Origin of the sequence: Psychromonas sp. SA13A (genome assembly GCF_011378715.1) — a bacterium.
In the GTDB taxonomy this organism is placed as follows: Bacteria; Pseudomonadota; Gammaproteobacteria; order Enterobacterales; family Psychromonadaceae; genus Psychromonas.
The window spans coordinates 101795-127756 of sequence record NZ_WTKU01000003.1; the positions used below are offsets into that span (position 1 = coordinate 101795).

The 25962-nt window shown below is 38.6% G+C and carries 19 protein-coding genes; 14 read left to right on the top strand and 5 right to left on the bottom strand.

Annotation, left to right across the window (positions count from 1 at the left end; genetic code table 11):
• Positions 1–52: 52 nt before the first annotated feature.
• The 11 genes from serC (at position 53) to tldD (ending at position 15684) form a co-directional block, all read left to right on the top strand.
• Positions 53–1141: a 3-phosphoserine/phosphohydroxythreonine transaminase gene (gene serC / locus GQR44_RS04500; protein WP_166369696.1), complete on the top strand. Its 1089-nt coding sequence runs from the start codon at positions 53–55 to the stop codon at positions 1139–1141.
• Positions 1142–1313: 172 nt separating this feature from the next.
• Positions 1314–2450 carry a histidinol-phosphate transaminase gene (hisC, locus tag GQR44_RS04505; protein WP_166369698.1) on the top strand — a complete coding sequence of 379 codons (1137 nt, stop codon included), beginning with the start codon at positions 1314–1316 and terminating at the stop codon, positions 2448–2450.
• 13 nt (positions 2451–2463) lie between these two features.
• A complete protein-coding gene (gene aroA / locus GQR44_RS04510) occupies positions 2464–3756 on the top strand; it encodes a 3-phosphoshikimate 1-carboxyvinyltransferase (protein ID WP_166369700.1) in 1293 nt (430 codons plus the stop codon).
• Between the two features lie 581 nt (positions 3757–4337).
• Entirely contained in the window at positions 4338–5375 is a 1038-nt protein-coding gene (locus GQR44_RS04515; RefSeq protein WP_166369702.1) for a rod shape-determining protein, read from the top strand.
• A gap of 49 nt (positions 5376–5424) precedes the next feature.
• On the top strand, positions 5425–6306 hold the full coding sequence (gene mreC, locus GQR44_RS04520; protein ID WP_166369704.1) for a rod shape-determining protein MreC: 882 nt from the start codon (positions 5425–5427) through the stop codon (positions 6304–6306).
• Entirely contained in the window at positions 6290–6772 is a 483-nt protein-coding gene (mreD, locus tag GQR44_RS04525) for a rod shape-determining protein MreD (RefSeq protein ID WP_166369706.1), read from the top strand. Before mreC ends, mreD begins: the two co-directional genes overlap by 17 nt.
• 2 nt (positions 6773–6774) lie before the next feature.
• Entirely contained in the window at positions 6775–7335 is a 561-nt protein-coding gene (locus tag GQR44_RS04530; RefSeq protein ID WP_166369708.1) for a Maf family protein, read from the top strand.
• Between the two features lie 4 nt (positions 7336–7339).
• Positions 7340–8812: a ribonuclease G gene (rng, locus tag GQR44_RS04535; RefSeq protein WP_166369710.1), complete on the top strand. Its 1473-nt coding sequence runs from the start codon at positions 7340–7342 to the stop codon at positions 8810–8812.
• Positions 8813–8907: 95 nt separating this feature from the next.
• Complete coding sequence (locus GQR44_RS04540; RefSeq protein ID WP_166369712.1) at positions 8908–12996, top strand: YhdP family protein; 4089 nt, start codon at positions 8908–8910, stop codon at positions 12994–12996.
• A gap of 345 nt (positions 12997–13341) precedes the next feature.
• Positions 13342–14220 (top strand): carbon-nitrogen hydrolase family protein, encoded by an 879-nt coding sequence (locus GQR44_RS04545; RefSeq protein WP_166369714.1) that lies wholly within the window; start codon positions 13342–13344, stop codon positions 14218–14220.
• A gap of 18 nt (positions 14221–14238) precedes the next feature.
• The gene (tldD, locus tag GQR44_RS04550) at positions 14239–15684 is read left to right on the top strand and encodes a metalloprotease TldD (RefSeq protein WP_166369716.1); all 1446 of its coding nucleotides are present in this window, start codon (positions 14239–14241) and stop codon (positions 15682–15684) included.
• A 167-nt stretch (positions 15685–15851) separates the two neighbouring features.
• Here tldD and yjgA read toward each other — a convergent pair whose 3' ends face one another.
• Positions 15852–16361, bottom strand: coding sequence for a ribosome biogenesis factor YjgA (gene yjgA, locus GQR44_RS04555; protein ID WP_166369718.1), 510 nt, complete (start codon positions 16359–16361; stop codon positions 15852–15854).
• Between the two features lie 126 nt (positions 16362–16487).
• Between yjgA and pmbA the strand changes: the two genes are divergently transcribed.
• The gene (gene pmbA / locus GQR44_RS04560) at positions 16488–17813 is read left to right on the top strand and encodes a metalloprotease PmbA (RefSeq protein ID WP_166369720.1); all 1326 of its coding nucleotides are present in this window, start codon (positions 16488–16490) and stop codon (positions 17811–17813) included.
• Positions 17814–17890: 77 nt separating this feature from the next.
• Here the strand turns inward: pmbA and punR are convergent, their stop codons facing one another.
• Complete coding sequence (punR, locus tag GQR44_RS04565; protein ID WP_166369722.1) at positions 17891–18796, bottom strand: DNA-binding transcriptional activator PunR; 906 nt, start codon at positions 18794–18796, stop codon at positions 17891–17893.
• 99 nt (positions 18797–18895) lie between these two features.
• On the opposite strand from punR, the gene punC reads away from it, so the two are divergent.
• Entirely contained in the window at positions 18896–20113 is a 1218-nt protein-coding gene (punC, locus tag GQR44_RS04570) for a purine nucleoside transporter PunC (RefSeq protein ID WP_166369724.1), read from the top strand.
• A 295-nt stretch (positions 20114–20408) separates the two neighbouring features.
• Here the strand turns inward: punC and GQR44_RS04575 are convergent, their stop codons facing one another.
• The gene (locus GQR44_RS04575) at positions 20409–21455 is read right to left on the bottom strand and encodes an alkene reductase (protein WP_166369726.1); all 1047 of its coding nucleotides are present in this window, start codon (positions 21453–21455) and stop codon (positions 20409–20411) included.
• A 567-nt stretch (positions 21456–22022) separates the two neighbouring features.
• Here GQR44_RS04575 and GQR44_RS04580 point away from each other — a divergent pair.
• Complete coding sequence (locus GQR44_RS04580; protein ID WP_166369728.1) at positions 22023–23777, top strand: methyl-accepting chemotaxis protein; 1755 nt, start codon at positions 22023–22025, stop codon at positions 23775–23777.
• A 280-nt stretch (positions 23778–24057) separates the two neighbouring features.
• On the opposite strand, the gene GQR44_RS04585 is transcribed toward GQR44_RS04580, so the two are convergent.
• Together GQR44_RS04585 and rodA are read right to left on the bottom strand one after the other, a co-directional pair.
• Positions 24058–24849 (bottom strand): septal ring lytic transglycosylase RlpA family protein, encoded by a 792-nt coding sequence (locus tag GQR44_RS04585; RefSeq protein ID WP_166369730.1) that lies wholly within the window; start codon positions 24847–24849, stop codon positions 24058–24060.
• Positions 24850–24856: 7 nt separating this feature from the next.
• Positions 24857–25960: a rod shape-determining protein RodA gene (gene rodA, locus GQR44_RS04590; protein ID WP_166369732.1), complete on the bottom strand. Its 1104-nt coding sequence runs from the start codon at positions 25958–25960 to the stop codon at positions 24857–24859.
• Positions 25961–25962 lie beyond the last annotated feature (2 nt).

A 25962-nucleotide genomic window follows, 5' to 3' on the forward strand; every position in this document is an offset into this window, starting at 1 on the left:
CAATAGCCGCTTATTTTGTTTTAAAAGAGTCAACTTTTTAAGAGAATTAGCAATGACAAAAATATATAACTTTTGTGCGGGTCCCGCGATGTTACCTGAAGCTGTAATGCAACAGGCGCAAAGTGAGTTTTGTAACTGGCAAGGTTTAGGTGTTTCGGCGATGGAAGTGAGTCACCGTAGTCCTGAATATGTTGCTATGGCAAAACAATCTGAACTTGATTTACGTGAATTAATGGCTATTCCTGATAATTATAAAGTGCTGTTTTGTCATGGTGGCGGACGCGGCCAATTCGCTGCTGTACCGCTTAATTTATTGGGTGATAAATTAGACGCTGATTATATCGTTACTGGGCAGTGGTCTAAATCTGCCGTGGCGGAAGCTAAAAAACACGCTCGCATTCATGAAACCGATATCATGCTAACTACAGAGCAAGGTAAAGTTGCAGTTAAACCAAGTGCGGATTGGAATGTTAATGCCGGTGCGGCTTATGTGCATTATTGCCCTAATGAAACCATTGAAGGCATCGAAATATTTGATGTGCCTGAAACGGGTGTTGTGCCGCTAATAGCGGATATGAGCTCAACCATTTTGTCGCGCACCATTGATGTTTCAAAATTTGGTGTTATTTATGCCAGCGCGCAGAAAAACATTGGTCCATCTGGTTTGGCGATTGTGATTGTACGTGAAGATTTAATTGGCCATGCACGCAAAGCGATCCCGTCTATTTTTGATTATCAAATTCAAAGCGACTTTGACTCAATGTACAACACACCACCTACTTACTCATGGTATTTAGCCGGTCTAGTGTTTAAATGGTTATTAGCGGAAGGTGGCATAGCGGCTATTGAGCAAAAGAATATTGCTAAAGCAGAGTTGCTTTATAACGCAATTGATAAGTCTGCTTTTTATACTAATAATGTTGATGCAAGTGTTCGTAGCCGTATGAATATTCCTTTCACATTAGCTGACGATAGCTTGAATGAAACCTTCTTAAGTGAAGCTAAAGCTGCGGGTCTATTAACTTTAAAAGGGCATAAATTAGTTGGCGGAATGCGCGCTAGCATTTATAACGCAATGCCGATTGAAGGCGTACAAGCTTTAGTTGATTTTATGGCTGTTTTCGAGAAGAAATACGCCTAAGTTAAGGTCCAAAAATCATCTGTTTTTAAAGTGTTATGTTTGAGTCATTAAACTAGCACTTTTTTTACATGGATTTTATAAGTCATGCGTTACACCACACTCTTTAAAGAATCGCTTTTAAGAACACCTATAAAGAGCAGATTCAAAAAATAAAGCATTGTAAGGAACTGGAATGAGTAATTATTTTTTAAGCTTGGCCAATGTTGGAGTACAAAAATTACGCCCGTACCAAGCAGGTAAACCAACCGATGAGTTAGAACGTGAATTAGGAATTACTGATATTGTAAAGCTTGCCTCAAATGAAAACCCGCTCGGGTTAAGTGAGTCAGTTAAATTAGCATTACAAAAAGAGTTAACGGAATTAACGCGTTATCCAGATGCTAATGGTTTTTATCTAAAGCAAGCACTTGCCACTAAGTATTCGGTTAATAACGATCAAATTACTTTGGGCAATGGTTCAAATGATCTGTTAGAACTTATTGCGCGTGCTTTTGTTGATAGCAGTCACGAAGTGATGTTTGCAGAGCATGCATTTGTGGTTTATCCGTTAGTGACACAGGCGATTGGCGCGACAGCAGTCGTGGTTAAAGCGAAAGACTATGGTCATGATTTAAGCGCGATGGCAGCCGCTATCACCGATAAAACTAAGCTTATCTTCATTGCTAACCCAAATAATCCAACGGGTACGTTTTTAGAGCAAGCAGAAATCAAAGATTTTTTAGCAAAAGTACCGGCGCGAGTATTAGTGGTATTAGATGAAGCTTATTTTGAATATGCAGACAATACACGTCGCGGTAATGCCATTGCTTGGATTAAAGAGTTCCCTAACTTAATCGTTTCTCGTACTTTCTCAAAAGCCTATGGTTTAGCAGGATTACGTGTTGGTTATAGTATTTCACATCCTGAAATTGCTGATATTTTAAATCGTGTTCGTCAGCCCTTTAATTGTAATGCACTAGCGTTAAAAGCCGCTGAAACTGTTTTGCAAGATGAGCAATATCTAGCTGAAGGTGTGGCATTAAATAATGCCGGTATGCAGGATTTATGTGCTTTTTTTGATGAGAAGAACTTAGCGTATATTCCTTCGATGGGTAACTTTATTACCGTCAATGTAGCCAGCTTTGCTGATAAGAAAATGGCTGATAAAAAGACAGGCGATCAGGTTTATCAAGCGTTATTAGAAGAAGGCGTGATTGTACGTCCAATCACTGGTTACGGTTTACCTAACCATTTACGTATCAGTATTGGTACAGAAGCGGAAAATCAGCGCTTCAAGCAAGCACTTACTAAAGTTTTAAATTTGCAATAAGAGAACGAATACTATGGAACAGTTATTATTAAACCCGATTAAGAAAGTCGATGGTGAGATTAATTTACCGGGCTCAAAAAGCTTGTCGAATCGTGCCTTATTGTTAGCGGCATTGGCAAAAGGTACAACCACGTTAACCAACTTATTAGACAGTGATGATATTCGTCATATGTTAAATGCGTTAACCAAGTTGGGTGTAAATTACCAATTGTCTGCGGATAAAAAGCAATGTGTCGTGGAAGGGTTAGGACATGCGTTTAATACTCAAGCGTTAGGTGATATTGAGCTGTTTTTAGGTAATGCAGGTACGGCAATGCGCCCATTATGTGCGGCACTATGTTTAGGTCAAGGTGAATATACTTTGACTGGTGAACCGCGTATGCTTGAGCGCCCAATTGGCTCTTTAGTGGATTCATTAAAGCAAGCTGGCGCAGACGTGACTTACTTAAAAAATGAAAACTATCCACCATTAAAAATCAAAGGAACTGGCCTTAAGGGCGGTACTATTTCAATTGATGGTAGCGTTTCAAGTCAGTTTTTAACGGCGTTTTTGATGTCTGCACCGATGGCTTCTGAAGATACAACCATTAACATCGTGGGTGAATTAGTATCAAAACCTTACATCAAAATCACGCTACAAATTATGCAAGACTTTGGTGTTGAAGTAGATAATGTCGATGGTAATTACCAGACCTTTGTTATCAAAGGTGGACAAACTTACCAAGCACCTGGCGACTATTTGGTAGAAGGCGATGCTTCATCTGCTTCTTACTTTTTAGCGGCAGCGGCGATTGGCGGCGGCAGTATTAAAGTGACCGGAATTGGTAAAAAATCAGTCCAAGGTGATATTCAATTTGCTGATGCATTAGAAGCAATGGGCGCTAATATTGAATGGGGTGACGATTACATTAAAGCCAGCAAAGGTGAGCTTAAAGCCATTGATATGGATATGAATCATATTCCTGATGCGGCAATGACCATTGCGGTAGCGGCTTTGTTTGCTGAAGGTACTACTAAAATCACTAATGTTTATAACTGGCGTGTGAAAGAAACCGATCGCTTATACGCGATGGCGACTGAGCTACGTAAAGTGGGCGCAGAAGTAGTTGAAGGGCATGACTTTATCGAAGTGACAGCACCTACACAAATCAAACATGCAGAGATTGATACCTACGATGATCACCGTATCGCGATGTGTTTTTCATTAGTTGCTTTAAGTGGTACACCAGTAACCATTAACGACCCTAAATGTACTTCAAAAACATTCCCAGATTACTTTGAAAAATTAGCATCAGTTAGTTTTTAAATGTGTTCATTTGATGCCATAAAAAGCGTTTATATTCACTGTTCTTAAATGCTTAATAAAAACCTACTTCGGTAGGTTTTTATTATCTCAGCGTTTATTACCTCTGTATTCATTACTTAAAGCTTTCCTGTTTATTTCACGAGACGCTGTTTAAATTTCATCAGGCGCTATTTTAAATTCATTAGACGCTGTTTAAATTTCATCAGGCGCTATTTTAAATTCATTAGACACTATTTAAATTTCATCAGGCATTATTATGAATTTTATAAGTACTAATGATTAGTGCAGTAAAAACGAATAGTTAATGTTGTAAGCCCTAATTATTCAATTAAGCACTCACTTACCGCAATATTTTGCCATTACTTTTTTAAAAGCCAGAGGTTTAAATTGTCAATATTTTGTCAGTTATTTTTATATCTTTGTTAACATCTTTTAAATATCGAACTGGCATAGGGAAAATCTATCCCTTTAGGGCGTTGTATCGCTCTTTAAACAAGCTTTTCGCTTTCTTTTCTTGCTGTATTTTTAGTGGGTTGGTAGAGTACGCGAATTACTTTTATTCGCTTCTTTTGGAAATCTTCATGTTTAAAATGTTCCGTGGTATGTTCTCTAACGATTTATCAATCGATTTAGGAACTGCAAATACCCTTATTTATGTAAAAAACCAAGGTATTGTATTGGATGAGCCTTCAGTGGTTGCAATCCGTATGGATAAAAATGGCAAAAGAGTTGCTGCTGTTGGTAGTGCTGCAAAGCAAATGTTAGGGAAAACACCTGGAAATATTCAAGCGATTCGTCCTATGAAAGATGGGGTTATTGCTGACTTCTATATTACTGAAAAAATGTTGCAACATTTTATCAAGCAAGTACATAACAATAGTTGGATGCGTCCTAGCCCACGTGTTTTAGTGTGTGTGCCTTGTGGTTCAACACAAGTTGAACGCCGTGCTATTCGTGAATCTGCAATGGGCGCTGGTGCACGTGATGTGTTTTTAATCGATGAGCCAATGGCTGCTGCAATCGGTGCTGGTATGCCAGTATCTGAAGCAAAAGGTTCAATGGTTGTTGATATTGGTGGCGGTACGACGGAAGTTGCTGTTATCTCATTAAACGGTATTGTTTACTCTGCTTCTGTGCGTATTGGTGGCGATAAGTTTGATGAAGCGATCATCAATTATGTACGTCGTAACTATGGTTGTACTATCGGTGAGATTACCGCTGAGCGTATCAAACATAGCATTGCAATTGCTTACCCAATTGACGAAATTAAAGAGATTGAAGTACGTGGTGTTAATGTTGCTGAAGGCGTTCCTCGCAGCTTTACATTAAACAGCAACGAAATTCTAGAAGCATTACAAGAGCCATTAAGTGGTATTGTCGCTGCTGTGATGGTTGCGTTAGAGAAAACACCACCAGAACTGGCTGCTGACATAGCAGAGCAGGGTATGGTATTAACAGGTGGTGGCGCATTGTTATGCGAAATAGACCGCTTGTTGTCAGAAGAATCTGGCATTCCCGTTATTATTGCTGATGATCCCCTTACCTGTGTTGCACGTGGCGGCGGTATGGCATTAGAGATGATCGATACGCATGGCGGCGATGTCTTTAACGGAGATTGATATTTCTAGCGCAGGCTAAATCCTGCGCTCTGATTCAATAGAAATACCCATGAAAACAATTTTTACCCGCGGTCCTTCTTTTACGTTAAGGCTATTCATTGTAATAGCCTGTTGCGTAGGTTTGCTGATCGCCGATAGTCAGTTTAATCTTTTCTCCTCCGTACGTGTTTACCTCAATTCTATTGTTTCTCCTATTCAGTATGTTGCCGATGCGCCACAAAAATTGTTCAGTGCCTTCTCTGAAAATATTATGACTAGGCAAGCGTTAGTGGATCGCAACCAACAGCTTGAGAAAGATAATTTACATTTAAAAGCAGACCGTTTGTTACTTGGCCAGTTGCAAAGTGAAAACAAACAATTACGTGAATTATTGAACTCTAAAAAACAATTTAAAAACAAACGTATGATCACCGAAGTGATGAGCTTACGTTCAGACCCGTTTACACATCAACTATTGATCGATAAAGGGGCCATCAATGGTGTCTATCTCGGACAACCGGTGATTAATGAACAAGGTGTGGTTGGCCAAGTGTCACAAGTGGGTAGTACCACCAGTCGCGTTGTGTTAATTGTTGATGCTAGCCATGGTATTCCTGTACGCGTGCAGCGTAACGATGCAATTGCTGTGGTACATGGTAGTGGTGCATGGGATAAGTTGAATGTGCCTTTTGTACAAAGTAATGCCGATATTAAAGAAGGTGACTTGCTGGTGACATCGGGATTAGGTGGGCGTTTTCCTGCTGGTTATCCTGTTGCTAAAATTAGCCGTTTTGAATATCAAGAAGGTGAGTTATATGCAACGGTGACGGCGACGCCTGTGGCGGACTTAGATAGAAGCCGTTATTTATTATTGTTGTGGAATAATGATCCGTTAGCGGGTGCAGATTTAACCTTAGACTCGCCGGAAATGTTCGATGAACCTGTTCAATAGTTATAAAATAATTTATTTCACATTTTTTGTTTGTTTGGTTGCTGCTATTTTTCCGCTACCGATCATACTTAATGCGTTTCGTCCGGATTGGATGGTGTTAGTTCTGTGTTATTGGATCATCGCTTTACCGCACCGAGTAAATATTGGACATGCTTTTATTCTGGGCCTATTTTTAGACCTGCTGCTCGGCTCGATTCTTGGTATGCATGCCATGCTATTGTCGTTACTCGCCTATATCACCAGTATTAACTTTCAACGTTTTCGAAACTTCACCTTAGTACAAACAACGTTACTGTTAGGTGCGTTTATTTTTATGTCCAAACTTGCCTTGTATTGGATCGCATCGAGTATGCAAGATATTATTTTACACCGTCATTATTTTTGGTCAGTGTTTACTTCCATGTTGGTGTGGCCATGGTTTTTTCTGTTTATGCGTTTTTTACGTATTCGCTTTAAGGTCAGCTAACAATGCCTATCTTCCTTGCCTCGAATTCACCCCGCAGAGGTGAATTATTATCGCAAATTAATATTCAATATGAACGAATTACTGCAGGTATTGACGAAGTTCAACAAGCTCATGAAAGTAGCTCAGAATATGTGCAACGATTAGCATTAGAGAAAGCATTAGCGGGTTTAGATAACAATAATCAGCAAGGTGTGGTGTTAGGAGCGGATACTATTGTAGTTTGTGGTGAAACTGTGATGGAGAAGCCAAAAAATAAGCAACATGCTCGACAAATGATGACATTATTGTCGGATAATACTCATCAAGTGTTAACTGCGGTTGCGGTTGTTTCTGCACATCAACAGCGCGTTAAGTTAGTTACCACTGATGTCACATTTAAAGCATTAACAGAACAAGAAATTTCGGACTATTGGGAAACAGGTGAACCACAGGATAAAGCGGGTGGTTACGGTATTCAAGGTATTGCGGGTCAATTTGTGACTCATCTCTCCGGTAGCTATAGTGCTGTGGTAGGGCTTCCCCTCTACGAAACAGCTCAACTGATCAAAAGTGTTAAAGGATAACAGCATGTCTGTTGAATTATTAATGAACATTACCCCAACTGAAACGCGTGTTGCGTTAATTGAAGGGGGAGTTTTACAAGAGTTACATATTGAACGCCAGGCGAGTAAGGGCATTGCAGGTAATATTTATAAAGGCAAAGTGACACGTGTTCTCCCTGGTATGCAAGCGGCTTTCATTGATATCGGTTTAGAAAAAGCGGCTTTTTTACATGCCTCAGATATCGACCCTCGTACTGAATGTGTGGCAGATCCTGAAAGAGATAAATTCAAAGTTGCTGATATTTCGACCTTAGTTCGTCCGGGGCAAAATATTATTGTGCAAGTGGTTAAAGATCCACTCGGTACAAAAGGCGCACGCTTAACGACAGATATTACGTTACCTTCTCGTTATTTAGTGTTTATGCCCGATACACAGCATGTCGGTGTGTCACAGCGTATTGAAAGCGCTGAGGAAAGAGAGCGTCTTAAAGAGATTACTCAATCCTGTGTTAACGAATTAGGTGGTTTTATCATTCGCACCGCTGCTGAAGGTGCACCTGAAGAAGAATTAAGAAATGATGCCGCTTTTCTGCAGCGTGTGTGGAATAAAGTGATCACACGTAAACAGCGTACTCAAACTAAAAATAAGATGTTATATCAAGATCTTGGATTGGCATTTCGTATTCTGCGTGATTTTGTAGGCAATGAAATTGATCGTATTCGTATAGATTCAAAGTTGAGCTTTAAGCAACTTTCTAAGTTTAGCGTGGAGTTTGTCCCTGAATTAGCCAAAAAAGTCGAATATTATGATGGTGCAAGTCCTATTTTTGACCTGTTTGATGTTGAAAATGAAGTGCAGCGAGCATTAAATAGAAAGGTTGAATTAAAATCTGGTGGTTATTTAATTATTGACCAAACGGAAGCGATGACTACGGTAGATATCAATACCGGTGCGTTTGTGGGACATCGTAACCTTGAAGAGACCATTTTTAATACTAACATTGAAGCAACCTTAGCAATTGCACGTCAATTAAGATTACGTAATTTAGGTGGGATCATTATACTCGATTTCATTGATATGAAGCTTTTAGAGCATAGACGCCGTGTATTTAATAGTTTAGAACAAGCGTTATCTAAAGATCGAGTGAAAACACATATTAATGATTTCTCGCCGCTGGGTTTGATTGAGATGACACGTAAGCGTACCCACGAAAGTTTAGAGCATATTTTTTGTGGCGAATGTAGTACTTGTAATGGCCGTGGTTACGTTAAAACGGTAGAAACAGTTTGTTATGAAATATTGCGTGAAATATTACGTGTTGACCGTGCCTTTACTGCTGAGCGTTTTGTTGTTTATAGCTCTGTTGGGGTTGCTGAAGCGTTACAGGGCGACGAGTCCTATAACCTTGGTGAGTTAATTGTGTTTATGCAAAAACGCGTAGAAATTCATGCTGAACCTTTATATGGTCCAGAGCAGTTTGATGTCGTTATGATGTAGCTATTATACGGCTATAGTAAGGCTATAGTACGGTTATAGTACCGTTAGTATGCGGCTATGAAGTAGGAGAAAGTAGGTTTAATGGGTTATCATTTTTGAAACATGTCACCTTTAAATGGTTAAAGCGACTCTGGGTACTGCTCGCTGCCAAATTAATTATTATTGCAGTGTTATTGACCATTGCACGCTTTGCTATCAATAGCGTTGATGATTATAAAGAGCAGCTAGTAGAGTGGGTGGCAGCGGAGCAGAATATCAATGTTAATGCTGAAAAAGTCTCGGCAGGCATTGACTTTTCTGGCTTAGTATTAACCTTAAAAGACGTGACCTTGATTGATACTCAAGTGTTACCCTTTGAGTTAAAAATTGAACACCTATTTTTACATTTCGACTTTATTGACAGCTTAACTAAGCAAAAGCTTATCTTTAATGATATTTCATTAAAGGGAGCAAATTTATCATTAAAATCAGCACAAAAGCAGAACCTAGTTGTTGCTGCGAATTCTCAGCAATTAACTTCTCAAGCTATTGCCACTCAATCTGCCGCTAGTGCATCGGTTTCATCTCAAGCGATTACTAGCCAGCCTGCATCACCCACATCTGCAGAAGATCAAGCACAATCAGAGTTAACGCTTGATGCACTTAAAAATATATTTTTATTGCACTTGAGTTCATTTTCTATCACCGATAGCCAAATTAATTTTATCGATCATCTAAATAATAAAAAGACTATTTTAATCCAAGATCTTAGTTGGGTTAACGATGACAAACGCCATCAAGGTGTTGGTAAAGCATCATTACCTAATACACAGGGTGAGAATACATTACAGTTTGTGATTGATATTACAGGTGATGCAGAAGCCGACAATGACCAGTTGATTGGTCGTTTTTACGCACAGGCTGAAAACCTAAATGCAACCGAATACTTACAACCTCAAGTAAATCCATTAGCAGAGCTTAAAAAAGCCATTGTTTCTTTTGAAGTTTGGAGTGACTTTGATTTTAATGGACCTAAGAGTATGCAGTTGCAATGGGGTAATTCAGAGATTGCCTGGTCGATGTTAAACCAATCTCATGAATGGCAAATTAATGATGGTTTATTACAATTTACGGATCAAGATAAACATTGGTTATTCGATAGTTACGATTTAAATATTACCCACAATTACATTCCGCTTAATGATGCTAATTTTTCTGGGGCGGGTATTGATAATGAATTTGGTGAATTTGACCTAGCAGGCGTTAATGTTAATTCAATCGTGCCCTTTGCTCTTTTATTTTCAACATTGCCTGAAGCGAATATTGAGCAAATACTAGCCCTTGAGCTGGGTGGCGATGTAAATAAAGTAGGATTATTAGTGGATCAATCCGGCGAATATTCAATAAGTGCGAATATTGATGCCTTTAATAATCAAGCGGTGGGTGCATTTCCTGGTATTAGTGATGCTAATATTTCATTAGTTAGCAATCAACGAGCAGGTCGCGCTAGTATTCAACTTGGTCCTCAATCTATCCTTTTTGATAAGCAGTTTAGTCGTAGTATGCCATTGCAAAAAGGGCAATTTGAACTGCGTTGGGAGAACCAACAAGATGGATTCAAACTGGTCAGTGATAAAAGTATATTAGTGACTGATGAACTTGATAGCAGCAGTCAATTTACGCTGTTTTTTCCAAACGATAGTAAGGCGAGTAGCCCATTTTTGAGCTTGTATACTTATGCCTCTTTAAGTGATGTAGAAAAAGCACAATACTACCTGCCGATGTTAGCCATGGGTAAAGATGTTTTTGATTATTTACAACCTACCCTTAAAAAAGGCTCCGTTTCTGGCGCTAAAATTGTATGGCATGGTGCACTTTCGGATTACCCTTACCAAAATAACCAAGGTGTTTTTCAAGCATCAGTACCCGTTAAAAATGGTCAGTATGACTTCTATCCAGGTTGGGAAGGGTTAAGTGATTTAGATTTAGACCTGTTATTTGAAAATGACTCATTGTTAATGAGTAGTGACAAAGCGAAATTAGGTGATATGCAAGTCGATTCATTGTCGGCTGTGATTGACCATTTAAGACCCGATGGGATATTGACCATCGATGCTAAAGTCGCAGAAGAGTCTACATCAATTGCTGATTACCTGATCGCTTCTCCACTGCAAAACAGTGTCGGCAAGGTGGTGCAAATGATCCGTCTTGCTGGCCAAGTGACAGGTGCTTTAACCTTAGAAATTCCATTGGATTCCACGGCTAAAGAAACCGTTGCTAAAGGTAAGCTGGATTTAAACGATAATGATATTGATATTGAATTAACCAGCGATGTGATCCTGCCATTTAAACAAGTAAAAGGTCAGTTTAGTTTCATTAATGGTGACCTAACGGCCAATGGCCTGACCGCTACTTTATTTGAGCAACCGGTTAATTTATCTTTTTCCAGTAAAGAATCAGCGGAACAATACCAACTCACTGCCAACCTTTCTGGACTTTGGAATGTGGCGAAGTTAAGTCGCTATGAAAAACAGTTAGCACCGCTGCAGTCTATTGGTAATTTAGATTGGCAGGGGCAACTCGATTTTACTCAACGTCCAAATAACAGCTATCAATTCGCCGTGAACTTATCGTCTCAATTACAGGGAGTTAAGGTCGGGTTACCCGCACCATTTAATAAAAATTCATTACAAGCATGGCCGACCTCTATTAAGATCAGCGGTAATCAACGTGCGACACAATGGGATGCTCGGATTAATAATAAGTTGAAATCCGAAGGGGAAATATTACACCCGCTGAATTCTAATGATGAAAGAGTGCCGGTGCTTAAATATCTTTATCTAGGACTTGGCTCTGGACAATCGATTGACGTTGATAAGAGTAAAAACATTGTTCGTATTAGCGGTGATAATATTAACTTAACACCTTGGGCCGAGGTGGTGAATAATTGGTTTGCTAGCAATAAAAGCGAAACAGCTGATAAGCAAACAACGTCAAAGGAACCATCAATATTTAAAATTAATGACGTTTATGTGGATATCAAACACGCAGAGCTATTTCAACAACCTTTAGTTAACCTTGATGCAAAAGCCAGTTACAGCAATGATTTTTGGGCGGTTAAACTTAATGCCGATAATTTACAGGGCAATATAGAATATCGACAGGGTGTGCCTGAACGTTATGATATTAATATTAAAAAAATGGATTTTAAGTTGTTTGATATTGACGGCTTACAACAATTATTGGCACAACAGGAAACGACATCATTACCTAAGATCAGTGATAACTTACGAAAAGACTATCCAGAAGTATTTTTAGAATGTGTGCAATGTAACCTTGAAAAAATGCAATTGTCACCGCTTAAAGCACATGTGTACCCGAGTAAAACAAGCTTTAATATTGATTACTTAAAGATAGGAAAAGAAGGTCAGGCAACCAATATTTCAGGTGTTTGGGACCAGCGCCGTACAAATATTATTGTGGATAGCAAAGGTAACAGCGATAACAGTATTGTTCATCGTTTAGGCTATAGCAGCCCAATGGTTTATGAACAAGCGGCGCTAAATGGTGCGTTAAATTGGATTGGTGCACCTTGGAAGTTTAACTTAGATTCGTTGAACGGTGAGCTTTCAGTGAAAGCTGAGAATGGCCAAATCACTGAAGTTGATGATAAAGGTGCTCGCCTCTTAAGCTTCTTAAGCCTTGATGGTATTCGCCGTAGTTTGAACCTAGAGTTTGGTAATATTTTTTCTAAAGGACTAGGTTTTGACGATATGTCGCTTTCCGCCAATATTAGTAATGGTATTTTGAAAAATGATGATTATTTTTTAAATGGTTCGGCGGGGAAAATATCAGGCGAAGGTTTAATTGACTTACCCAACCTCAATGTTAACTATCGTTTTAGTTATAGTCCCGCTGTGACCTCTAGCTTACCGGTGTTGGCTGCCTTTGCTATTAACCCATTAACTGGCGCTGCGGTATTAATGATGACCAAAATACTTGAACCGGTTGTGGATAGTATTATTCGTGTCGACTTTTCTGTTAAAGGTGCCTTAGAGGATCCAGACGTTAAAATAGAAGACAGACAAAGAGGCGTGGTTAAACTGCAAAATAGCGAAGTGTTAGAAGAGATTGAAGATAGTGTTGTTGGCAATAGTAATGGTAAGGTTAAAAACAGCGCTGCCGTAAGTGACGTCAAAAAATAGATGTGTTCGACGCTAAGAGTTAAGTACTAAGTGACAGGTGTTAAGTGCTAAGTGTTAAATAGTAAGTACCAAGAGTTAAGTGCTAATACTTTGAAGCGCATTGTTAACGCACCGCATAAGTAAAAATTTTAGGAGGAGTACAAATTTCAGGACAGAGGAAAATTTTGCAGTGGGTCAATAGACACAATGTTAATCCTTTGCTGTTAACTACTTGCTTTTCACTACTTGTTTACGGCTGTCATTTTTTGACGTATTTTGCTGTAGGCTACTACTATAAAATGTCACTATAAACTTTCACACTAAACTATCGTTACAAATTATCACCTGAAAATGAGGTCATGTTAAATGAGCACTAAAAATAGTCACACTGCAACATGTCAACTGGTTGCCATTCAAGTAGTAAGTAATGATTGTATTGAAGATAATTTTCAACAGATTATTGAGCAATTACAGGCACTACCTGAATCAGAAGAAGTGGTAAATCGATTGGTGTTATTACCAGAAAATGCACTTTGTTTTTCCAGTAGAAAGCATTATTTAAGTGTCGCTGAAGTGTTAGGTGCTGGGCCTATTCAAAGCCGATTAAGTGAATTGGCTATTCAGTATCACTGTACCTTAGTCTGTGGTAGTTTTCCGATTCAAAGTGAACAATCAGAAAAAATATATACAAGTAGTTTGGTTTTTTCGCCGCAGGGTGAATTGATCGCACATTACAATAAGATACACCTGTTCGATGCCGATGTGGCAGACACTCAGGGGGCATATCGAGAGTCTGATACCTTTATCGCAGGAAAAGAAATTAAGGTCATTGATTGCGGTTTTGCGAAAGTTGGCCTCGCTATCTGTTATGATTTACGTTTTCCAGGATTGTTCCAGCAACTTAGAGAGCTTGAGGCTGATATTATCTTATTGCCAGCCGCTTTTACTAAGGTAACGGGTGAAGCACATTGGCAAGCCTTATTACAGGCTAGAGCCATTGAAACCCAGTGTTACTTTATTGCTGCTAATCAAGGTGGGGAGCATTTTCTTAATCATGCTCACTTCGAGCCGCGTTATACTTTTGGGCATTCCATGATCATAGATGCGTGGGGAAAAATAATGACTCAGCTGACCACTGGTAACGGTGTTATCTATGCCAATTTTGATCAAGAAAAATTACTCGATATAAGAAAAATAATGCCTGTACAGCAACATAATAAATTTAGCTGTACACAAAAACTTTAATAGAAATAAGGATCGTCAATGTCTTTTGAACAAGTAGTAGACAATTTTTTAGCACCTGCTGATATGCAAATTAGTGATTTAGAATCACAACTGAGTCAAATTTCTGGAGCTCAAATTGACTATGCTGATTTTTATTTTCAAGCAAGCCGACATGAATCTTGGTTGTTAGAAGATGGGATTGTCAAAGAAGGCAGTTATAACATCGAAAAAGGCATTGGTATTCGTGCTGTGTCTGGTGAAAAAACCGGCTTTGCATATTCTGATCATATCTCTAAAAAAGCCATTACTGAAGCCGCTAATGCTGCCAAAAGTATTGCTAATTCAGGGCAAGAAAAGTCAGTAAAGCTAGTCATGCCAACAGCACAACCTATTTATTATGGTTCAGCGGATCCTTTGCAAAGCATGAGCCGCGACAAAAAAATTGAGCTATTGAAACAAGTTGATACCTTCGCGCGCGCTCTAGAGCCTTCTGTTAGTGAAGTTACTGTGTCATTAAACGCCGTTTATGAAGAAATATTAGTAGCTGCAAGCGATGGTACATTAGCGTCAGATATTCGCCCTTTGATCCGTTTTAGTTGTTCTGTGTTAATTGAGAAAAATGGTAAACGCGAACGAGGTAGTGCCGGTGGTGGTGGTCGTTTTGATTTAGATTATTTTACCGATACGCAAGAAGGTGAACTTAGAGCCTTCTCTTATGCGCGCCAAGCTGTTCGTCAGGCTCTCGTTAATATTGATGCTATAGCTGCTCCTGCAGGAGCTATGCCGGTTATTGTTGGTGCTGGCTGGCCTGGTGTATTGTTACATGAAGCAGTAGGGCACGGTTTAGAAGGTGATTTTAATCGTAAAGGTTCATCTGCATTTTCTGGAAAAATAGGCCAGCAAGTTGCTTCTAAGCATTGCACTATTATCGATGATGGTAGTATTGCTGATCGCCGTGGTTCAGTGAACATAGACGATGAAGGTACTAAAGGTCAGCGTAATGTTCTCATTGAAAATGGTATTTTAAAAGGTTACATGCAAGATAAACTCAATGCACGTTTGATGGGTGTTGCGCCAACGGGGAACGGACGTCGTGAATCCTATGCGCATTTACCAATGCCACGTATGACCAATACCTTTATGTTAAATGGTGAGTATGAGCATGATGAGTTAATTGAAAGTGTTAAAAAAGGTATCTACGCGCCTAATTTTGGTGGTGGGCAAGTGGATATTACTTCAGGTAAATTTGTATTCTCTGCCTCTGAAGCTTATTTGATTGAAGACGGAAAAATCACCGCCCCGATCAAAGGCGCGACATTAATTGGTAATGGCTTTGATACCATGCAGCAAGTGTCTATGGTGGCTAATAATATGTGCTTAGACCCAGGCGTTGGTGTTTGTGGTAAGGAAGGGCAAAGTGTACCGGTTGGTGTTGGTCAGCCGTCACTTAAAATTGACCAATTAACCGTTGGTGGAACTAATTAACTTTTTAATTTTTAATTTTCAAGTTACAGTTTTAAGCTTAATTAGACTCTTGAGTTTTATGAACTTCAAATGAAAGTTATAAAATAAACGATAAAAAAAGCCTGTCCAGTTCATTCACTGCACAGGCTTTTTATTTAGCTTTGTTAATGTTTTATAAAGACAGCTACTTATAAACAGTTGGTTTTTAAGTAGACAAACAGCTCTTTAGCAGTTTTAGCTGGTTTTTCTAATTTCTTTTCTTTATTCGCTTGGCGAATCATTTGGCGTAGTTTTTGACGTTCAAGTTGTGGGTACATCTCTAGCGCATCATTTACTTTAGGGTCGCCTAATTCAATCAACTGATCCGTTAACAACTGTAAATGCGAAATTGCATGGGTACGTTTACGGTTGTTATCATTGAGAATATCCAACTTAGCAGTAATTTTTTCCATATCTTCGGTACGTAATACTTTCCCGATATATTGTAATTGTCTGCGTAATGCTTCATGTTTAGTGGATATTTTATGCGCTACTTTAATCCCTTCCATCAAAGTATCACTACCAGGGATTTGTGCTAATTGCTTTGTATTTAAGGCCACTAATTGGCGACCAATATCTTTTAAAGCTTCAGCTTCACGTTTAATTTGCGACTTACTGATCTCGTCTTCTTCAAAGATCTCTTCAACTTTTTTATTCATAGCTTATGGTCTATCACGTTAGGGATTAAATAATTAAGCGCATCATACCATCATCACAAGATGCTTACCTTAATCCATGTTATTATTTCTTATCTTAAATTTAATTATACATTGTGGTGCTTAAACATGATTGAACAGAAACAGTTACTAGAAAATGCCGTTAATACGGCGCTTAATATTGCCAATGATTTAGGTGTAAGCCAAGCTGAAGTTGCGTTAGGGAAAAGTGCTGGGATTTCTGTGAACACCCGTTTAGGTGAAGTTGAAAACATTGAGTTTAACCACGATGGTGCAATGGGGATCAGTGTTTATGTTGATCACCGCAAAGGAAGCGCTTCTACCGCTGATTTAAGCGAAGAGGCGATTGCTGCGAGTGTTAAAGCGGCGGTTGATATTGCCAAGTATACAAGCCAAGACCCCTATGCAGGCTTATTAGATAAACGCTTTTTAGAACAAGCTCCCATTGATTTAGATTTATACCATGCAAGTGATAAAAATACCGACCAACTGTTAGCTTTAGCCAAACAATGTGAAGATATTGCGTTGAATTTAGATAAACGCATTGTTAATTCAGATGGTGCAGGTGTTAATAGCCATACTAGTTTGCAGGTGTACGGTAACAGCAATGGTTTCTTAGAAAGTTATGGCAGCAGTCGCCACAGTTTAAGTTGTGTCTTAATTGCACAGGAAAACGGTGAGATGCAACGTGATTATAGTTATACCAGTGCCCGTGATATGGATGACCTCTTTTCTGCACAATGGGTTGCTGAACAAGCAGTGAAGCGCTCGGTTGAACGTTTAGGTGCCCGTAAAATAGGCACACAGGAAAGCCCTGTATTATTTTGTCCTGAAATGGCAAGTGGCTTATTTGGTCATTTAGTGAGTGCGATTAGTGGCGCAAGCTTATATAAAAAATCTTCATTTTTATTAGACTCAATTAATACTCAAATATTCCCTGACTGGTTGTCAATTTCTGAAGACCCACATATCGTTAAAGGGATTGCTAGTTCACCCTTCGATAGTGAAGGCGGACGTACTATAAAACGCAATATTATCGACAATGGCTTTTTACAAACTTATTTATTAACGGGTTATGCTGCACGTAAAATGGGTCTAGAAAGTACTGGCCATGCTGGCGGTATCCATAATTGGTTTGTAAAGGATGGCGGACTTGATTTAGCTGGTCTATTAAAAGAGATGGGCACCGGATTATTTGTCACTGAGTTAATGGGGCAAGGCGTTAATATGGTGACCGGTGATTACTCTCGTGGTGCGGCGGGCTTCTGGGTCGAAAATGGTGTGATTGCTTACCCTGTTCATGAAATTACTATTGCTGGTAACTTGAAAGAGATGTTCATGGATATTAGTGCTGTTGGTTGTGATACCGACCCAAGAAGTAGCTTACAAACGGGTTCTATCTTAATTAAAAAAATGAAGATAGCTGGCGCATAAATTACACATTTTAATTACTTTGTATGTTTAGATTTTATTAACAGCTGGCAGAGAGTAACTGACAGCTGTTTTTATGTTTATGCCAACCATTGTTGATGTAATTTTTCACTATCTCCTAAATAGTTTAATAACCACTTTATTGCCGGTGGTAGAGCACCATCACGCCACGCTAAGCAACAAGGGCTATTATCTTGAGCACCAAAAGCTAACGTTTTCTTTACTAATAGTCCTTGTTTGATTAATGGCTTTGCACGATGCGTAGGCATTAATCCAACTCCTAATCCTGCGATAAAAATCTGTTCTGCACTATGCCAGTTAGGCACTACTAACCGACGTTGGTTATTGAGTAGCCAGGTGGTACGCTTTGGCAATATGCGCGAAGTGTCTTCTAAACAGATACTTGGATAGGTAATTAGTTGTTGTTCGGTCAAGGCTTCGTTTTGCTTTGCTAAAGGGTGATTTTTACTGACGACAAAGTCCCATGATAACTCCCCCATACTCCGGTAAGCCACACCGCCATCAATCGGTACTGCAGAAGTTGCACCAATGGCGATATCAGCACGGCCATCAACCAATGCATCCCAAACACCATTAAACACTTCCATGGTAAGTAATAATTCAATATCTGGGAATTGCTGATAAAAATCTGCAACCAGTTGATTTACGGACGCCTCCCTTACAACATTGTCTAGTGCTATAGAAACACTACTTTGCCAGCCATTAGCAACTCGCTGTGTTTGTACTTTCACTTCCGACATCTGTTTAAGTAGCAAACGTGTTTGTGAGACAAAATACTCACCCGCAGGTGTGAGCTGTACTTTTCGGTGTAGGCGCTTAAACAGCAATACGTCTAATTTATTTTCAATTAATTTCACCGTGTAGCTGATTGCACTGGGCACTTTATGCAACTCTTCCGCGGCACCAGAGAAGCTTCCGCGGCGGGCAACTGTATCGATAACAATCAAATCATGGTGAGAAAACATACACGTCAACTTTTTTGATGGTAAAGGTTAAAATATACCGTTTTAATCTCGTTTTGTACAAGAATATACTGTCGCAAATTTATTATATAGAGCACTTAAATGATTAAACAACAGGTTAAAATTCCTTATATTTGGTTATCTGGATTGAGCATGCTAGGTTTCCTTGCAACTGATATGTACCTCCCGGCTTTTGATGTATTACGCCAAAATTTAGCAACAACAAATCAGATGATCGGTTGGTCATTAAGTATCTTCCTGTTAGGTATGGCGATAGGTCAGCTTATTTATGGGCCATTAAGCGAACGACTTGGTCAAAAAAAAGTGCTTATTTCTAGCTTAGCTATTTTTAGTATTGGTACAGTTATCTGTGCAATATCGGGTAATGTAGAACAATTATTAGTAGGGCGTTTTATACAATCTTTAGGTGCTGCGGGGGCGACAGTTATTTGGCAATCTTTTGTTATCGAAAAATATGATGATAAAACTTCTCAGCATATTTTTGCTACAGTTATGCCGTTAGTCGCATTGTCTCCTGCATTAGCACCATTATTAGGCGGTTTACTTGAAGTTCAATTTGGCTGGCAGAGCATTTTTTATTGTTTACTTTTAATTGGTGTTGTTTGGGCGATCCGAAGTAGTTTAATCGATTTTAGTAGTAATAACGTTACTCAGCAAAAGGTAACTGATCAACCTTCAATCTCGATTTTAAAACAGTATGTTAGTATTTTAAAATCAAAAAAATTCAGCGGTAATATGATCATTTATGCGGCTTGTTCAGCAGCCTTTTTTGCATGGTTAACCGGGTCTCCTTTTGCAATGAGTGCAATGGGTTATTCAGGTACTGATATTGGTTTGAGTTATGTACCGCAAACTATCGCTTTTATCATTGGTGGATATACTTGTCGGACATTACTAAATCGCTATAACACTGAGCAAATACTGCCATTGTTACTGAAAACTTTCATTTTAAGTGTGATTGCAACTTTTGCAGTTGCGGTGGTAGGCACTGGTAATAGTATTGTTCCCTTGCTAATTCCGATGTGTTTTATGGCAGCAGCCAACGGTGCAATTTATCCGATTGTAGCAAATAATGCATTGGTATCTTTCAAAAGTAGCAGTGCGTCAGCATCTGGCTTATTGAACTTTTTACAGATGATGTTGTGTGTACTAGCTAGCGCAATGGTGTCACTGTTCAGTGAGTATGGTGTAATAGCCATGAGCGCAGTCATGGCATGCCAAGGGGTATTTGTTATTGTTGGTTATAGTTTGATAGCAAAAGACCGTAAAGTGACAGAATTAGAGGCTAGTGCCGCTTAATTTAGAGATTGTTTCCTAGCGTTTTTTATCGTACAGCAAAATCGCTAGGATATTTATTTTGTAACTTTTCTAAAAGCGCCTATGCCTCTTTTCACTGTTTAAAGGACCTTATCGCAAGTAATAATTTACTTTTTCTTTAACTGCTTGCGAAGTTATTAGATATTGAACATAAAAATATTCAATAAAAAAGACAACCGAAATTAATGCAGGTTGTCTTTATTTATTGCCTTTATTTTAAGCTTGGTTTTATAGGGTATATACATACCCGTTACATAGAACAAAACCAGATCTGCTATTATTTTAATTCTGTTAGCATTTCATCGCTATAAGCAAGGGTCTCTTCACCATGAATCATTTTGCTAATGTAATCTGGATTAGCAATAAACGGACGACCAATTGCAATTAGGTCAAACTTATCGTCATTAATAGCCTCTTTTGCACTTTCAAAGCTGTAACTTCCTACACCGACTAAAGTACCCTTTGAGTAACCTGCACGTAAATATTCAGACGTTGTTTTACCCTGTAATGAGTCAAAACGTGTGCTGTCATCGAAAATTCCACCGTGTAAGTAAGCTAAGTTTCTACTCTCAAGTTGCGCTAATAAGTAATCAAAAATAGCTTGATCGCGATTATCTTCGCTCATATTAAAGTACGCACCCGGCGTTAAACGTAATGCAGTACGATCGTTACCAATTGCTGCGATCACCGCATCAACTACTTGTAGTGCAAAGCGAGACATATTTTCAGGTGTTTGACCGTATTCATCGCCACGTGTATTGGCTGCATAATGTAAAAATTGGTCGATCAAATAGCCATTTGCACCATGTATTTCTACACCATCAAAACCCGCTTCTATTGCATTCTCAGCCGCTTTTGCATAATCAGCTATTAAGCCTTGAATATCTTCAATCGTCGCAGCTTTAGGCGTGATATAAGTTAGCTCACGCATGCGCGGAACAGAACCTTCAACTGCAATCGCAGAAGGGGCTAACACTTCACCATCGAAAAAGTGTGGATGTGCGACACGACCTACATGCCATATTTGCGCAAACATTTTACCGCCATTTTTATGTACGGCATCAGTGACTTTTTTCCAACCTTGAATTTGTTGTTGGGTAAATAATCCGGGAGTATTAGGGTAGCCTTGTGCATCGGGGCGAATAATAGTCGCTTCACTAATAATTAAGCCAGCATCAGCTCGACGTGCATAATAATCAACCATATCCTGTGTAGGGACTAAATCATCATCTGCCATACAACGGGTCAGTGGTGCCATTAATACTCTATTACTTAGCGTGATCGTGTCGTTTAATTTAAACGGTGAAAGTAAATCAATAGCCATTATATGTTCCCTTGTTGTAATTAGTTGTTGTTACTAATCGTTGTAATTAATTGTGTTAAACAAAATTATTTGTTGTAACCATAGTTAAGTAATGGGGATGGTTTAATGCTTATCAAGGCTTATTTGAATGATTGTTCAAATAAAATTGTAAAAATTTAAGATGTGTTTAAATAACCTGCGTAAAGCAATAAATTCGACTTATAAATAGTTGTCTTTTATTTGATTAAAAATTATAGGTTAATGTTTTTATCCTTTTAAAACAATAAGTAAGATTGCTTTTTTTGTGATCTTCTCTGCATTTGTAGATGTTAATTAAATGTAACCAAGCTTTTAATTAAAAAGTTACTACAATCAATCTAGTCGTGAGTTGTGAACCCATCTTATTAATTTATCAATTGAATATGTTTGCACTACTTTTAATATCAAATCCGTTTATTTAGATTTATTTGCAGCGGATTTTGATGCTGCCCAAGCTAGGCATTAAACGAATAAGTCTGAGCATATCGAAACAGTTGAGCTACATAAGTCAGTAAATAAGCAATTAACTAAAAGCAAGCGAGTAATTACATGCAAAATAGTTTTAAGAAAATTCCATTCAAAGCAAAAATATTAACATTAGTTGTTGCCATCATTACGATTTCAGTAATGATTTCATTCTTAAGTGCAAATTATTATATTAAAGAATACATTTATAAAAATGACACCCAGAATATTCAAGCTCAGCTTAATCTCGTTAAAGATCAGTTGATTAATGATTTTGAAAATAATGTAAAACTTGCTCGTAATAGTAATTTTAGTTTTACGGAAATACAAAAGGCGGTCGACTCCACTGGTTTTAGCAATATTATAAAATATAAGTATGGGTCGGTATTTGATAAACAAGGCAGTATTGATGAGCCGTCAAACAACGAAAAATATATCGCACAAATTGCTAATGCAAAAGATCCATTATCAATCAGTAATGTCTATTTTGAAAATCAGATCCCTTACATCAATATTACTAAAAAAGAAGCTGATGATGCCGGTGATATTTTTGTCATTGACCTTACAAAAATACGTCGTCTTTTTGAAATGTCTGCCGTAGATGGTAGTTACGTTGAATTAAAAGACTCTGTGGGCACTGTTTTATTCTCTAACAAAATAGAGGGTGATTTAACGCCTATTAGCAATACCTTTAGCATTGAAGGTAACGAATGGGCGCTGACCGGTTACATCGATAATAGTTATATACAAGGTAATACCGATAACCTCAATAATTCCATTACTATCGCATTATTAATCGCTGCTGCCGTGATTATTCCACTTAGTGTCTTAGCTCTAAATATTGCCTTCCGTCCTGTTGTGACATTAAGAAATGTGATCACAGACTTAGCTAATGGCAGTGGTGATTTAACACATCGCCTGAAGGTGGAAACAAGTGATGATTTAGGTAAGATTGCTGATGGTATTAATAAATTCATAGAAAACCTACAGCTTATGATGCTCGATGTTTCTCACTCTAGTGTCAACATTAACAATCAGATAAATACCTTAGAAGACTTGACCAAGTCGAGCCATCGCTTATTGCAATCGCATAGCGAAGAGATGGAAATGGCGGTGACTTCTATTCATGAAATGAGTGCGACAGCCGATGCAGTGGCAGAAAGTGCAGCTAATGCCGCGAAACAGACAGAGGCGACCAATAGCGAAGCAGAACAATCTAAAGTAGCGGTACAACAAGCTGTTCAGAGTGTCACGGATTTAGTCGATGAGGTTGAAGATACCGGCAAGACAATTATATCAATGAGTGAAGACAGTGCTCAAATTAGTAGTGTTTTGAATGTGATTGGTGAAATTGCACAGCAAACTAATCTACTTGCATTAAATGCCGCGATAGAAGCCGCAAGAGCCGGAGAACATGGTCGTGGTTTTGCCGTGGTGGCCGATGAAGTAAGGGCACTTGCCGCAAGAACAAGGCAGAGCACGATAGAAATTAATACTATGCTAGAAAAGTTAAGTGTTGGTTCTGAAGCTGCCGTGGTTAGTATGGATTCAACTAAACAAAGTTGCCTCAGTACTGCAACTACAACTTCTAAAGTCTCTTCTTCGCTTGATTTAGTGACTGAAGCCGTACTTAATATTAATGACTTAGTAGGGCAAATAGCAACGTCTGCAGAAGAGCAGAGTTCTGTGAGTGAAGAAATTAATCGTAATATGACGGCGATTCAAGGTATGGTCGATACACTCAGTGTTAATGGTAAAGAGACGGTCAATAGCACCCATCATTTAACTGAATCAAATCTACAGTTAGTGGCTATTATCAATAAATTTAAACTTAAATAATAGGACAATAACGTTGCTGGAGTGTTTAGGAAATACTTGAAGTATTGACTTAAATAGCTAAGCTTTTTTGGAATTACAGTAAAATAAAGTAATAAAACTAACTGTTATATAAGTAATTGTTATAAAAGTTAAATGCCGCGTTGAATATAATCCATTCAACGCGGCATTTTTATTTTCTGAGCAAGCTTTCCTGATTTTAGAAAAGCGATGCCATCTTAAAAAGGCATATTATCTTAAAAGTATGCTCTGTCAAAAAGCAGTTAATAAGTCTGTGTTAATATTAAGGCTCTTGATGAATAATGTAAGCTTTAGGGTAGTCTTTTTGAATAGTTTTTAATAAAGCTTCTGTTTTTGCTTCACTACTTAAAGGACCTATACGTAGATAATAGAGGTTATTTTTTTGTTCAAAAAAAGTCGCTACGTTATGTTTAGTTTTTAATGCGTTGGATAGTTGAGTTGCCTTTGCTGCACTTGATGTCACTAAATATTGAATGGTAAAGGTACCGTAGATACTCTCATTTTGTTGTTTGTCTAATAAGCTAGTACTTTCATCTTCAGAAAAGTGGATTAATTTAATTTCAACTTGTCCTGTACCTGCCTGAATAATATCTAGTTTTTTAGCCGCCGCGTAGGACAGGTCAATAATACGCCCTTTATGGAAAGGACCACGGTCATTCACTCGCACAATAATTTGTTTTTTATTCGCTAAGTTAGTGACTTGCACGTAACTTGGTAAAGGCAGGTTTTTGTGCGCTGCACTCATTGCAAACATGTTATAACGTTCACCATTGGAAGTGAGGTGACCATGAAACTTATTACCGTACCAAGAAGCACCGCCAGTTTCCGTTAGCTCGGTAATATCACGCCATACTTTGTAGTCGATACCACGTACGCGATAGTCTTTGTTACCACCTCGAGATTGTGGCTCATAGCGAGGATTCACATCTTCTATATGTGCTAATGGTGGAATAGCCGTAGGCGCATGATCATCACTATATTGATAGCGTTTTTGCTCACTACTACAGGCACTTAACAAAATACAGGTTAAGCTGAATAGGATTAAATTCTTCATTGTGGGGTCACCGTTTTATATTAAAGCGTTTATGAGTGTGAATAGACATTAGAATGCCAAATCCTGCCAGTAGGGTAACAATCGACGTCCCGCCAAAGCTGATCACTGGAAGTGGAACACCTACCACAGGTAATAATCCGCTCACCATACCAATATTCACAAAGATATAAACAAAAAAGGTCAGGATGATACTGCCTGCGATCAGTTTGGTAAAGGCATCTTGCGCTTGATTAGCAATCCACAGGCCACGACCAATAATCAAAATGTAAATACTCAGTAATAACAACACCCCCATAAAGCCAAACTCTTCTGAAAATACTGAGAAGATAAAGTCTGTATGTCGTTCCGGTAAAAACTCTAGTTGCGATTGTGTGCCTTCTAGCCAACCTTTTCCCCATTGTCCGCCTGAACCGATGGCAATTTTAGATTGGATAATATGGTAACCGGCACCTAAGGGATCCGCTTCTGGATTAAGTAGGGTTAATACTCGCCCGCGCTGATAATCGAGCATTAAAAAATACCATAGAATAGGAATAAACCCGATCACCCCCGCCAAAGCAATAGCAATGTATAACCAAGAAATACCCGATAAAAACAGTACAAATAAACCCGAAGAGGCGACTAAGATAGAGGTACCTAAATCCGGTTGTCTAGCGATTATTAATGTCGGAATAATAACAATGATAAGGGCAACAAGGGCTTGTGTAAAACGTGTTGGAAGTGTGTGTTGGCTGACATAATACGCGACCATTAAAGGCATGATCAGTTTCATAATTTCTGAAGGTTGAAACTTAGTAAAGCCTAAATCTAGCCAACGTTGTGCGCCTTTTCCGGTATGACCTATTACCAATACGGCAATCAATAACATCACACAAATAATAAATATACCGGGTGTCCAGCGTCGATACCATTCCGGTGGTATTTGTGCAATCACAATCATCACGGTTAAAGCAATGGCGAGACGGACCAATTGACGATAGACCATTTCATAGCCGGCCACTGAATATAATACCGTTAAGCTAATACTCATTAGTGCAAATAAACCCAGCAATAGGTACGGGTCGATATGCAAACGATAAAAAATACTTTTTTGAGCTTGGGTGCTAACCATAA